The organism is Phytohabitans flavus (genome assembly GCF_011764545.1).
Taxonomy (GTDB): Bacteria; Actinomycetota; Actinomycetes; order Mycobacteriales; family Micromonosporaceae; genus Phytohabitans; species Phytohabitans flavus.
In genome coordinates this window covers 9,332,470-9,345,294 of record NZ_AP022870.1, presented here as the reverse complement: position 1 = coordinate 9,345,294, position 12,825 = coordinate 9,332,470, and the positions used below count along the sequence as shown (strand labels likewise).

10 protein-coding genes and 1 pseudogene are annotated in these 12,825 nt (G+C 72.0%); 2 read left to right on the top strand and 9 right to left on the bottom strand.

What is annotated here, in order from left to right; all coding sequences use genetic code 11:
* Window positions 1-159 precede the first annotated feature (159 nt).
* Window positions 160-948 (bottom strand): sporulation protein, encoded by a 789-nt coding sequence (locus Pflav_RS41615; protein ID WP_173041963.1) that lies wholly within the window; start codon window positions 946-948, stop codon window positions 160-162.
* Between the two features lie 246 nt (window positions 949-1,194).
* On the opposite strand from Pflav_RS41615, the gene sigB reads away from it, so the two are divergent.
* Complete coding sequence (gene sigB, locus Pflav_RS41610; protein ID WP_173041962.1) at window positions 1,195-2,160, top strand: RNA polymerase sigma factor SigB; 966 nt, start codon at window positions 1,195-1,197, stop codon at window positions 2,158-2,160.
* Between the two features lie 4 nt (window positions 2,161-2,164).
* Here sigB and Pflav_RS41605 read toward each other — a convergent pair whose 3' ends face one another.
* The 6 genes and pseudogenes from Pflav_RS41605 to Pflav_RS41580 form a co-directional block, all read right to left on the bottom strand.
* Window positions 2,165-2,950 (bottom strand): methyltransferase domain-containing protein, encoded by a 786-nt coding sequence (locus tag Pflav_RS41605; RefSeq protein WP_173041961.1) that lies wholly within the window; start codon window positions 2,948-2,950, stop codon window positions 2,165-2,167.
* A 51-nt stretch (window positions 2,951-3,001) separates the two neighbouring features.
* Entirely contained in the window at window positions 3,002-5,656 is a 2,655-nt protein-coding gene (locus tag Pflav_RS41600) for a bifunctional acetate--CoA ligase family protein/GNAT family N-acetyltransferase (protein ID WP_415624363.1), read from the bottom strand.
* Window positions 5,656-6,294 carry a hypothetical protein gene (locus Pflav_RS41595; RefSeq protein ID WP_173041960.1) on the bottom strand — a complete coding sequence of 213 codons (639 nt, stop codon included), beginning with the start codon at window positions 6,292-6,294 and terminating at the stop codon, window positions 5,656-5,658. Before Pflav_RS41595 ends, Pflav_RS41600 begins: the two co-directional genes overlap by 1 nt.
* The gene (locus Pflav_RS41590) at window positions 6,291-6,764 is read right to left on the bottom strand and encodes an RNA polymerase sigma factor (protein ID WP_173041959.1); all 474 of its coding nucleotides are present in this window, start codon (window positions 6,762-6,764) and stop codon (window positions 6,291-6,293) included. Before Pflav_RS41590 ends, Pflav_RS41595 begins: the two co-directional genes overlap by 4 nt.
* A gap of 111 nt (window positions 6,765-6,875) precedes the next feature.
* Window positions 6,876-8,056 (bottom strand): annotated as a pseudogene (locus Pflav_RS41585) (acetoin utilization protein AcuC).
* A gap of 115 nt (window positions 8,057-8,171) precedes the next feature.
* Window positions 8,172-8,996 (bottom strand): sulfurtransferase, encoded by an 825-nt coding sequence (locus tag Pflav_RS41580; RefSeq protein WP_173041958.1) that lies wholly within the window; start codon window positions 8,994-8,996, stop codon window positions 8,172-8,174.
* Between the two features lie 88 nt (window positions 8,997-9,084).
* On the opposite strand from Pflav_RS41580, the gene Pflav_RS41575 reads away from it, so the two are divergent.
* Window positions 9,085-9,768: a metal-dependent transcriptional regulator gene (locus tag Pflav_RS41575; RefSeq protein WP_232072533.1), complete on the top strand. Its 684-nt coding sequence runs from the start codon at window positions 9,085-9,087 to the stop codon at window positions 9,766-9,768.
* A gap of 1,204 nt (window positions 9,769-10,972) precedes the next feature.
* On the opposite strand, the gene Pflav_RS41570 is transcribed toward Pflav_RS41575, so the two are convergent.
* The gene (locus Pflav_RS41570; protein WP_173041956.1) at window positions 10,973-11,527 is read right to left on the bottom strand and encodes a hypothetical protein; all 555 of its coding nucleotides are present in this window, start codon (window positions 11,525-11,527) and stop codon (window positions 10,973-10,975) included.
* 67 nt (window positions 11,528-11,594) lie between these two features.
* A complete protein-coding gene (lhgO, locus tag Pflav_RS41565) occupies window positions 11,595-12,794 on the bottom strand; it encodes an L-2-hydroxyglutarate oxidase (RefSeq protein ID WP_173041955.1) in 1,200 nt (399 codons plus the stop codon).
* Between the last annotated feature and the right edge of the window lie 31 nt (window positions 12,795-12,825).

Sequence of the window (12,825 nt, the reverse complement as noted above, 5' to 3'; positions counted from 1 at the left end):
AAGCGCGGAGGGTGAGGCTGCGGGAGCGGCGGTCTGGACCACCGCGGACGTCGCGGTAGCTCGGATTCTGCTCTGTCTGCGGCGAGGGTGCGTTGCATGACGAAGCCCGCCGCGGTCGGCGGCGGGCTTCGTTGTTTCGAGATTGAGAAAGAACGAGATTTAGAAGAACAGGCCCCGACGTTGAGCCGACTGGCGGAGCCAGCCGTCCAGTTGGCTGGCCCAGTCGGCCTGCTCGGCTCCCGCGTAGTCCACCGTGAAGCGGCCGAACGCGTCGCGGCCCTCGGTGAAGACGCCGGCCCGTTTGTCGAGCTCCAGCACGACCTGGAGTTGGGTCGGCGTGGGCAGGAAGGTGACCTCGAGCTGGTTGAACGCCCGCGCGTACTGCGGCGCCGGGTAGAACTCGATCTCCTGGTAGAACGGCAGCGCCTGCTGCACCCCGTAGATGCGGCCCCGCTCGACGTCGGCCCGGCTGAAGCGGAAACCGAGCCTGAGCAGGGCGTCCAGGATCCGCTCCTGGGCCGGCAGCGGGTGCACCGCAACCGCGTCCAGGTCACCCTTGTCGACCGCGCGGGCCACCTCGAGCTCCGTGCGCAGGCCCATGGTCATACCGTGCAGGTGCTGCCCGTACAGCTCGGTGATCGGGGTCTCCCACGGCACGCCGAACCGGAACGGCACGTCGTGGCGCCCGCCCGGGACCAGCCGGAACGAGCCGGTCAGGCGCTGGCGGTGGAACTCCTGGGTGGTGTCGTACTCAGAGTCGCCGCTCTCCACCTCGACCCGCGTGACCAGGCCAACGGCCACGTACTCGACGTCGACCGGGTGGTCGCCGCCGACCACGTGCACCTGGCCCTCCAGGTAGCCACCTGGACGGCAGTTGGGGTTGCTGAGCACCGTCTCCACCGACGGGCCTCCCACGCCCATCGCCTGCAACATGCGCTTGAAGACCACGTCGTCCTCCCGGACCTGGGGTTAGAGCTATTGCGACCCCAGCACACTAACCCCAGGCAGCAACCGCCGACATTTCCCCCAAAAGGCGTACGCCGGGCTATTCAACTACCGGATTAGTGCCACGGAACGCTCGCCTCACTCCCGCTTCACGCCCCGACCGCCAAGCTTTTCTCACCAGCGCCACTCAGGCGGCTGGGACGCGTGCCACTTGTCGACGCGGGGAGGCGACTAAAGGTGGTCCTGCAAATGAACGACAACGAGCTCACCCTCGATGCCGACCTCGATGCCACGGACGAGCGCGGAGTGTCGGCCGACCTGGTCCGGGCATATCTGAACGGTATCGGTCGGACCAAACTGCTCACCGCCGTTCAGGAGGTCGAGCTGGCCAAGCGCATCGAGGCCGGGCTCTTCGCCGAGGAGAAGCTCGCCGACGCGACGCTTCCGCCGGCCATACGGGAGGACCTGGCGACCATCGCGGTCGAGGGTCGCGCGGCAAAGGACCACCTACTCGAGGCCAACCTGCGGCTGGTGGTCAGCATCGCCAAGCGCTACACCGGTCGCGGAATGGCCTTCCTCGACCTCATCCAGGAAGGCAACCTCGGCCTCATCCGCGCCGTCGAAAAATTCGACTACACCAAGGGCTACAAATTCTCCACCTACGCCACCTGGTGGATCCGCCAAGCCATCACCCGCGCCATGGCCGACCAGGCCCGCACCATCCGGATTCCGGTGCACATGGTCGAGCAGGTGAACCGCATGGTGCGCGCCCGCCGCGACCTCAGCACCACGCTCGGCCACGAGCCCACGATCGCCGAGATCGCCAAGGCGATGAGCGTGCCGGAGTTCCAGGTGATCGAGCTGATCTCGTACGACCGGGAGCCGGTCAGCCTCGACCAGGCCGTGGGCGAAGACGGCGAGAGCGCGCTCGGTGACTTCGTGGCGGGCGTCGACCCCCGCGAGGAGCCGGGCGACAGCGTCGCGCAGGGAGAGCTGCGCAGCGAGGTCGAGATCGTGCTCGCCACGCTCTCCCAGCGGGAGCAGGCCGTGATCCGCCTCCGCTTCGGCCTCGACGACGGCCGCCAGCGCACGCTCGACGAGGTGGGCCGCGAGTTCGGCCTCTCCCGCGAGCGGATCCGCCAGATCGAAAAGGTCACGCTGCTGAAGCTGCGCCACCCCAGCCGCGCGAAGCGTCTGGAGGCCTACGCCTCCTGACGCCTCACGGGCGACAGAGCACCTCGCCGTGGAGGACGGAAAACCAGCCGTCCTCCACGGCGCCCCATTTCCGCCAGCCTTCGGAGATCCGGTCCAGCTCCTCCTGCGGGTACCCTGCCGCGAGCGCCTGGCCGGCGATGGCCGAGTGCGTGATCCGCTCCGCCCACATGCCGCTCCACCAGGTCCGGTCCTCGCCGGTGGCGAAGCACCACACCGACGCCGACCCGGTCACCTCGCGAAACCCGGCCCGCCGCGCCCACGCGTGCAGCCGCCGGCCGGCGTCCGGCTCGCCGCCGTTGTGCTGGGCCACTTCGCGGTACAGCGCCAGCCACGCGTCCAGCTCGGGCACCTCGGGGTACCAGGTCATCGCCGCGTAGTCGGAGTCGCGCGCGGCCACGATCCCGCCCGGCCGGCAGACCCGTCGCATCTCCCGGAGCGCCGCCACCGGGTCGCCGACGTGCTGGAGCACCTGGTGGGCGTGTACGACGTCGAACGAGTCGTCCGGGAAGTCCAGCGCGTGCACGTCGGCCAGCGCGAACTCGACGTTAGCCAGACCGGCCGCCCGGCGCGCCTCGTCGAGCACCGCCTCGGACACGTCCACCGCCGTTACCCGGCCGGGCGCGACGAGCTGAGCTAGGTCCGCGGTGATCGTGCCGGGGCCGCATCCCACGTCGAGCACGGCGAGCCCGGGCGCGAGGTGGCCGAGCAGGTACGCCGCCGAATTCTCCGCGGTGCGCCACCTGTGCGAGCGCAGGACCGACTCGTGGTGCCCGTGCGTGTACGTCGCCATGACCAGCACGCTAACGCTCTCGGTCCAGAATCTGGGAGACAATTCCCAGTATCAGAGATGGCGCGGGGCTGTCTCCGGACGCACCGCGGGCGGGCCGAGCACCACCTCGGCGTGCAGTACCGACAGGCCGTCCGGGCGGGCCAGGACGGGGTTGAGCCGCAGCTCGCGTACCTCCGGCCGCTCGTCGGCCAGCCGCCCCACCCGGATCAGCAGCTGGGCCAGCGCCTCCCGGTCGACCGGCGCGGCGCCCCGGTAGCCGCGCAGCAGCGGTGCGGCCCGCGGCTCGTCGACCATCGCGGCGGCGTCCCGGTCGGTGAGCGGGGCCGGCCGCCACACCCGGTCGCCGAGCAGCTCGGTGGCCACCCCGCCCAGCCCGAAGCCCACCACCGGCCCGAACGCCGGGTCCTCCGTCAGCTCCACCACGCAGGCCACGCCGGGCGGGACCATCGCCTGCACCAGCACGCCCGGCCCGAACAGCTCGGCCATCTCCGCGTACGCCCGCCCGACGGCCGACTCGTCGGGCAGGCTGAGGCGGACCGCGCCGAGGTCGAGCCGGTGCCGCAGCGCCTCACCGGCCGACTTGAGCGCCACCGGGTACCCCAGCCGGTCCGACGCGGTGACCGCCTCCGCCGCCGACTCGGCGGGTAGCGAGGGTGCCACCTCGATTCCGTACGCCGTCAGCACGTCGAACGAGTCCACCGTGATCACCTCGGGCACTGTCCCGGGTGGACGGCGCAGCCAGTCGGCGTACCCGCAGACCCGCGCCAGCGCGCGCACCGCCTCCTCCACCGACGGGTACGCCGCGACGCCCGCCGGCATCTTGTCCACAAGGGACGTCGCGACGGCCGGCTTGTCCCCGGCCAGCGCCACGCTCGCCAGCGCGGTGGCGAAGTCGGCGTCCTCATCGGACAGCTGGCCCGGCACCGGCGGCGCGACGACCACGACGAGCGCGTCCACACCCGGGTCGGTGGCCGCCTCGGCGAGCACGTCGCCGAAGTCGTGCGCGCCGGCCTGCGGCGGTACGTCCCGCGGGTACCCCTCGGCCACCGCCAGCCCGCCGTCCGCGCAGGCGGCCATGGCGAGGCGGGTCAGCGCGGTCGAGTTGCCCACGATGCCGACCCGGCGGCCGGCCGGCAGCGGCTGGTGGGCCAGCAGCACGCCCACGTCGAAGAGCTCGGCCACGGTGTCCACCCGGATCACGCCGGCGTGCGCGAAGAGCGCGGCGACCCCCTCCCGGTCCGGCCCGGTGGCCGGCAAGATCCGATCCGAGGAGCGAAGCGACGAGGCCGGATCGCGCCGGCCATCCGGGCCGCCCAGCGAGCGAAGCGAGCGCGACCGAGAGAGCCCCGGGAGTCCCGCAGGGCGGGCCGGCGACGCTACCGCGACGATTGGTTTGGTGCGCCCGATCCGGCGGGCCAGCCGGGCGAACTTGCGCGGGTTTCCGAAGGTCTCCAAGTACAGCAGGATCACGTCGGTCGCCGGGTCGTCCTCCCAGTACTGGAGCAGGTCGTTGCCGGAGACGTCGGCGCGGTTGCCGGCCGAGACGAAGCTGGACAGCCCCAGCCCGCGCCGGTCCGCTTCGGCCAGCAGCGCCACACCCAGCGCACCCGACTGGCTGAAGAACCCGGCCCGGCCCGGCAGCGGCAGGCGCGGGGCGAGCGTGGCGTTGAGGCGTACCCCCTCGTTGGTGTTTGCCACGCCGAGACAGTTCGGCCCGACCACCCGCATGCCCGCGGCGTGGGCCGCGCGGGTGAGCTCGCGCTCGGCGGCGGCCCCGGCCTCGGTACCCGCCTCGGCGAACCCGGCCGAAACCACGACGAGGCCGTGCACGCCGGCGGCGGCCGCGTCGTCGACCACGCCGGGCACCTCCTCCGGTCGCACCGCCACCACCGCGAGGTCGATGCCCTCGGCGAGGCGCGCGGAGCGGAGTGCGGGCAGGCCGCCCACCAGCCGCGCCCTGGGGTGGATCGGGTGGATCGCGCCGGTGAAGCCACCGTCCCGCAGGTGCCCGAGGATCGCCGCGCCGACGCCGTGGCCGCTCGCGCTCGCTCCGTACACGGCGACGCCGCGGGGGCTGAGCAGCCGCGCGATCGACCGTGCCTCGGCCCGTTGCTCCCGCCGCCACTGCACCTCGAGTGACTGCTCAGTCAGCGCGATCGGGAAGGTGAGGTGCACGACGCCGTCCGCGTACTGCCGCTGGACCTGGTAACCGGCATCGGCGAAGACCCGCAGCATCGCGGAGTTTTCCGGCAGCACCTCGGCGACGAACCGGCGGAGCCCCGCCTCCCGCGCCGCCGCCGCGAGGTGCTCCAGCAGCACCGAGCCGATGCCGCGCCCCTGGTAGGCGTCCTCGACCACGAACGCCACCTCGGCGTCCACGGCCTCGGGTCCGAGCCGCTCGTACCGGCCGACCGCGAGGATCCGCTCACCCGCCTCCACGACGAAGGCCTCGCGCGCGAGGTGGTCGACGTTGACGAAGCGCCGCAGGTCGCGTTCGGGGATGCGCGGGTACGGCGAGAAGTAGCGAAGGTAGCGGGTGCGCTCGGAAAACCGCGAGTGCATCGCGACGATCCCGGCCGCGTCCTCCGGCCGGATCTGTCGCAGGTGGACGGTGGTGCCGTCGCTCAACAGCACGTCCGCGGACCGGTCCCGCACGGGTGGGGTCACGCCTCCATCATGGCCTCGCCCAGCCGCCCGTGGTCGCACTATCGCGGGCGGGCACTTGTGTAGCCGTCCTCAAACGTGAAGATTTGGTCACGGGTGGTGGCCACGACCTTCACGGGCATCGCCGCCTCACCGGTCCAGGAGGCCGCGTAGAACTCCTCGTTCGTATCGGCCGGGACGGTCCGACCGCTGGGCAGCACCACCTCGACCCGCTCGGTGCCCCTCGGGATCATCCCCACGACCCAGGACAGCGGTCCCTCCGGCGCCAGGACCCGCGGCCGGAGGGTTTCTGTCCACCCGCCGGAGGGCGGTTCGTAGGTCACGATCCCGTCCCGCCGGCAGGTCACGATCCGCCCCCGGTGGCCGTACACCCACACGACGAAATCCCCGTCCTGGAGCCGGAACCGCAGCGGTGGCAACGCCATGAGCGGATGCACGCGCTCCTGCTCCGCGGCGCAGAAGCGGGCGAAGGCCTCGCTGTCGAGTGCGGCGGCAGTGGGTGCCGGGTCCGGCTCGGACGGCACGGCCCCGATCCCGACCACCGCGGCGAGCGCGATGGCGACGGCGACGCCCGCGTACGCGAACCGCCGTGGCCGCCGGCCGGCCCGGCGTTCGATCTCGGCCAGCGGCACCGCGAGCCGCTCGTCGGCGTGCGCCCGCACGATGTCCTCGACGTTCATCCCACAACCTCCTCGCCGAATTGAAGCCGGAGCGCCGACAGGGCGCGGTGCAGGTGTACGTGCACGGTCGCCGGCGCGATGCCAAGCAGCTCGCCGGTGTCCTCCGCGCTGAGGTCGGCGAGCACCCGCAGCGCCACCACCTCACGCTGGCGGGTCGGCAGGGCGGCCACCGCGCGCCGCAGGTCCGCGTCGAGGTCGATGCTCGCCGTGTCTTCGGCCCCATGCTCGGGTACCGCGCCGAGCAGCTCCCGCCTGGTCCGGCGCCACCAGGACCGCCGCACGTTGAGGGCGGTGCGCAGGACCCACGCCTTCGGGTTCGGGTGCTCGCGGAGCCGCGACCACCGCGCGCACGCCCGGGCGTACGCCTCCGCGCTCGCGTCCTCCGCACCTGCCCGATCCCCGGTGGCGACCAGGATCGCGCGGAACACGCCATCCTTCGTGACCGCGTAGAACTCGCCGAAGTCGTCCATGCACCCCGCCGCTGGCTTCACTCCTGTGTCGCCTCATCAACGGCTGGGCCGGCCGCGACCTTTACCCGGAAGATCACGGCTCGGCAACGACGCCCGCCGGGCCAGCCCTGGTCAGTCGCGCGGGTCGTGGGGGTCCAGGCCGTGCAGGGGAAGACGGCCTTGCGGGTGGCCATGATCGCGCGGTCGACCGCGTCCGGCTCGCTTTCCGGCTGCCACGGCTGGTACACGGCGGGCTCGTCGTCGGTCATGCGCAGCGGCACGTCGCGCCTCGGCCGGCGGCGTTTGGCCAGCTCGCGCCACCCGAGCGGGGTCAGCGTCGCCGGGTCGATCGGGTCGCCCGTGGCCGCCGCGAGCAGGTGGGTCCAGGTGCGCGGGACGACCTCGACAAGCGCGTACCCGCCGCCGCCGGTGGCGATCCACTTGCCCTCGCACAGCTCGTCGGCGAGCCCGCGCAGGGCGAGGTGGGCGGCGCGCTGGCCATCGACCGACAGGCGGAGGTCGGCCAGCGGGTCGAGGCGGTGGCTATCGGCGCCGCACTGGGCGAAGATCACCTGCGGACGGAACGCGCGTACCACCGACGGCACCACCGCGTGGAACGCGCGCAGCCAGCCGCGGTCGGACGTCCCCGGCGGCAGTGCCACGTTGACCGACGTGCCCTGCGCACCCTTGCCGCCGATCTCCTCCGGGAAGCCGGTGCCGGGAAAGAGCGAGATCGGCGTCTCGTGCAGGCTGACCGTGAGCACGCGCGGGTCGTCGTAGAAGATCGTCTGCACACCGTCGCCGTGATGTACGTCGATGTCGACGTACGCGACCCGCTCCGCGCCCAGGTCGAGCAGCCGGGCGATGGCTACGGCCGGGTCGTTGTACACGCAGAAGCCGGCCGCCCGCGCCGGCATCGCGTGGTGGAGCCCACCGGCGATGTTGACCGCGCGGCGTGCCTCGCCGCGCCACACCGCCTCCGCGGCCGCGAGCGTGGCGCCGCAGACGAGCGCGCTCGCCTCGTGCATGCCGTCGAAGACGGGGTTGTCGGGGCTGTTCAGTCCCCACCCGTTGAAGAACGGATCGTCCGGCGCGGCCCGTACCGCGTCGATGTAGTCGGTGCGGTGCACCCGGGCGAGCGCGGCGTCGTCGGCCGGCTTCGGTGCGACGACGCGCACGCCCGGCCGGTCGAGGATGCCCAGCTCACGGGCGAGCGCGATGGTCAGCTCCACGCGGACCGGGTCGAGTGGGTGGTCGCCCAGGTTGTACGCCAGCAGGGCCTCGTCCCACACCACAACCGTGCTGTCGCTCATCGGTTCATCGTCGCACGCGGATGAGGAGTGGTACGCCGCCCGGCCAGCCACCGCTCCGGGTCGCGGTCGGGCCCGGCGTCGCGACGCCGGGGCCGCGCGAGGAGGGCCAGTCGGTTCAGGCCACCGGGCGGTCGGGGTCCGTGATCCACTCGCTCCACGACCCCACATAGAGCGCGGCATCGGTGCGACCGGCCAGGTTGAGCGCGAGGACGGTGTGCGCGGCGGTGATTCCGGAGCCGCAGTACGCGCCAACGCGTACCCCCTCGTCGACGCCGACCTCCGCGAACCGCGACCGGATGGCGTCGGCGGCGCGCAACCGGCCGTCGGCCTCGAGATGGTCGGTGGTCGGGAGGTTGACCGCGCCCGGGATGTGCCCGGCGACCGGGTCGACCGGCTCGACCTCGCCGCGGTAGCGGGGCGCAGCACGCACGTCGACGAGCACCCCCTCGGCGGCGAGGCGGCCGGCCGCCGCGGCGTCGAGTACCGGCATGCCACCCGGCCGTACGGTGATGTCGCCGGGCGCGGGGGTGGGCACCTCGGTGGTGACCGGAAGCCCCGCCGCCACCCAGGCCGGGAAGCCGCCGTCGAGCACCCGCACCTCGTCATGTCCCGCCCAGCGCAGCGTCCACCAGGCGCGGGCGGCGGGGAGGCCGTCGCCCAGGTCGTACACGACCACGGGGTGTCCGGCGCGCACCCCGGCCGCCCGCAGCACCCGCTGGAGGTCGTCAGGGTCGGGCAGCGGGTGACGCCCGCCTTCGCCGGGCGGGCCGCAGAGGTCCGCGTCGAGGTCCAGGAAGACGGCGCCGGGCAGGTGACCCGCGGCATAGTCGTCCCGGCCGGGCGGGCCGGCCAGGCGCCACCGGACATCGATGACTGTCGTCTCCGTCAGCTTTGTCGCGAGGTCGGGGGCATCCACGATAAGATCGTTTTGTTCGGCCACGCGGTCCAGTCAACCACCGCCCGGGGCCGCGCCGCGGGACAGGCTGCGCCGTCCCGCAGGGGTAGCATGGTGCGGGGAGGGCTGCACTGTGAACGACTTGGTCGACACCACTGAGATGTACCTGAAGACCATCCTCGAGTTGGAAGAGGAGGGTGTGCCGCCGCTGCGTGCCCGGATCGCCGAGCGGCTGCACCAAAGCGGCCCCACCGTCAGCCAGACCGTCGCCCGCATGGAGCGGGACGGTCTTCTCACTGTCGAGGGTGACCGCCACCTCCAGCTCACCAACTCCGGCCGGTCCCACGCCGTCTCGGTCATGCGCAAGCACCGCCTCGCCGAGCTCCTCCTGGTCAACGTGATCGGCATGCCTTACGAGGAGGCCCACGAGGAGGCCTGCCGGTGGGAGCACGTGATGAGCGACACGGTGGAGAAGAAGGTCTACGAGCTGCTCAACCGCCCGACCCGCTCGCCGTATGGCAACCCGATCCCCGGCCTCGACGCCCTCGGTAACGGGACGAGCCCGGCGACGGGTGAGGAGGGCGGCGAGCGCAATCTCGCGTTCCCCGGCCTCACCGGCCAGGTGGTGGTGCGGCGCATCTGCGAGAGCGTGCAGACCGACTCCGACGTGCTCCGCCAGCTCCACGCCGCCGGCGTCGACCCGGGCGTGACGGTCACGGTGGCCCAGGAGCGCGACGGCGTGACCATCGACCGCTCGGGCGACAAGATCCGCCTCCCCCGCGAGGTGGCCTCCCGAGTCTTCGTGGCGGCCCGCTAGCCGCTCACCCGCTCTACGCCGGGCCCCTGTTCCCCAGACCCTCGTCCCAGCGACGCCAGGTCCCGCGAGCGGCGGGCCGCCCTGGCAGCAACAAGTCGACTAGAGATCTTTCGGAGTGGGGTTCATTGGGTCCGCCAACAAGGGTGGCTGCGGGCTCATTGCCTGATGAAAGATTTGAGCTACCGCGGCGCTCGTCGTGGTCCGGACCGCTGCTCCCGCGGCCTCACCCTCCGCGGTCCACAATCCAGACCAGGCCGGCGTCCCTGGCGATAAGGCCATCGCTGGCGGGCGCGATGCCCGGAGCTGGCGAGCCCTTGTCGCATGTTTCCTTGATCGCTACGCGCTCTGACCCCACTGCGCCGATCAAGGCGACGGTCGTGGACGGCCGGCACCGTCGAGTGGGTGGCGTGGCCTTGATCGGTGGTGCTCTGGCCGTCCGTGTCGAGAAATTTCCCCTGGAGAGCCTGTCGCAGAATCGCCAGATTCGCTTGAAATGAGGGTCTCGTTGACCCTCGCCGGCCGCCGTTCGGCGGCCAGCGGCGGACACAGCCGTGTTTTTCTCGACACACGCTGTAGTCGGGCAATTTTGCGACAGGCTCTGGAGGGGCAATTTCTCGACACGGACGCAGCGCTGTGGGGGTGCTGTTTGCGCCGATCGTGGGAAGCCCGCGGTCATGGCCTTGATCGGCGTTTTCGCGCGGAGGCCAACGCGGACCTGGGGCCTCCGGCCCCCGACCGACCCCGACCCCCGAAAGATCTCTAGATCGCTTGGGCTTGGCCATGGCGACGCCCCAGGGGCGGGTGCTTTGAGTGACTTGTCCGCACGCCACAGCTCCATATCGGGTCCATGCCGCCTCTACAGCAGCCGCAGAGGATCTGTTTCCCTTGATCGGCGGGATAGCGTCCGAGCACGCCAGCGATCGGCCGCAGCTCCGGTCAGAGAGAAGCGCCGATCAACAGAGACCAGCCGCCAGCCCAGACCAGCGCGCGAAAAATGGGCAGGCCGCAGCCCGCCAGCGGCGGGTTGGATTGTGTACCGCGGAGGGTGAGGCCGCGGGAGCAGCGGTCCGAACCACCGCGGACATCGCGGCAGCTCTAATCTCGGAACATGGGCCAAAGCTCGGCGCCCTGGTGTCGCCGGGCCAGGCCCGCCCAAGAAGGCCAGGCCGCCCAAGAAGGGCAGGCTGGCCGAGAAGGGCAGCCGCTAGACGCTTGTCTGGTTGATTTCCTTCGCCAGCGCGACGAGCTTGGGTGCCAGTGCGTCGGCGGCCGACTTGGGCTGGCCGGTGGGGAAGGTGTAGCGGAGGACGATCAGCCGGGCGTCGGCGGTCAGCCAGCCCACCTCGACGCCTGGGCCGGCGGTGCCGCCGGCGCCTCGGACCTGGCGGTATGCGGCCTTGCCGAGCCCCTTGACGCTCGCGCCGCCCTCGGGGATCAGCTCCTCCTGGAAGACCTCCGCGTCGGCCTGCGTCACCGTCACCGACAGCACCAGGTCGGGGCGGGGCGCGCCCATCGACTGGACGGCGCAGGTGTAGGTCTTGTCGACCTTCTGCGCGGCCGCGATGTCGAACTTCACGCCCACGATCCGCTCGATCAGCACGTAGTCGAGGAGCTGGCAGACACCGCCCGCCGCGGCCGCTGGGATCTCGGGTGCCACCGGCGCGGGCGTGGGCGGCGTGTCGGCCGCGGCCTCCGCCCCACAGCCGGCGAGGAGCAGCAGCAAGAGATTGGCGCTGAGGCGTCGCGCACGCGTCCGCACGGGTGTGGCCCTCCTGGCTGACGGCCTTGCCGGAACCGGGTCAAAACTCGTGGGCCACGATAGGGCCTCAGGCGGCGGCAGGAAAGCCCGGTAGGTGCGACACGATGTGCTTTGCGATCTCCAGGGAGCTCGTCGCGGCCGGCGAAGGGGCGTTGAGCACGTGTACCTGCCGCTCGCGCGCCACGATCAGGAAATCGTCGACGAGTGAACCGTCCGGGGCGATCGCCTGCGCCCGCACGCCCGCGTCGGTGCGCACCAGGTCGTCCTCGGTCACCTCCGGCACCAGCCGCGCCAGGCTCTGCGCGAAGCGCCGGGTGGAGAGGGAGCGGCGCACCTCGGTCAGCCCGTACGCGAAGTGGCGCCGAGCCAGCCGCCACAGTCCAGAGTAGACGGCGAAGTCGGCGATGTCGCGCGGGTTGACGCGGCTCCAGCTGTACCCCTCGCGGGCGAGCGCGAGCACCGCGTTCGGTCCAGCGTGGACGGTGCCGTCGACCATGCGGGTCAGGTGCACGCCGAGGAACGGGAACTGCGGGTCGGGCACCGGGTAGATCAGCCCGCGCACCAGGTCGCGCCGCTCGGGGCGCAGCTCGTAGTACTCGCCGCGGAAGGGGATGATCCGCGCCGGCGGGTCCACCCCGGCCAGCCGCGCCACCCGGTCGGCGTGCAGGCCGGCGCAGTTGACCAGCACGTCCGCGCGGATGTCACCCGCCGTCGTCTCGATGATCTGCTTGTTGTCGCGTACGGCGATGCCGGTCACCTTGGTCCCGAAGCGCACCTCGGCACCCGCCTTCTCGGCGAGCGCGGCGAGCGTGTGGCACACCGCGGCGAAGTCGGCGATGCCGGTCGAGGCCACGTGGAGGGCCTGTACGCAGTTGACGTGCGGCTCGTACTCGGTCGCCTCGTCCTTGCTCAGGAGCCGCACCGGAAGCCCGTTGGCCACCGCCCGCTCGTGCAGCGCGCGGAGGCGGGGCAGCTCGTCGGTGCCAGTGGCGACGATCAGCTTGCCGCACACCTCGTGGCGGATGCCGTGCTCGGCGCAGAACTCGACCATCGACTGCGAGCCGGCGCGGCAGAGGGTCGCCTTGAGGCTGCCCGGCTTGTAGTAGACGCCCGCGTGGATCACGCCGGAGTTGTGGCCGGTCTGGTGCGCGGCGACCCGCTCCTCCTTTTCCAGCACGGTCACCTGCGCGTCCGGCTGGTCCTGGGTGATCCGGTGCGCGACGGCGAGACCGATGATCCCGGCTCCGACCACGACAAACTTCGCCATGGCCGGACAGTACCCCGCGGCGTGCGCCGGC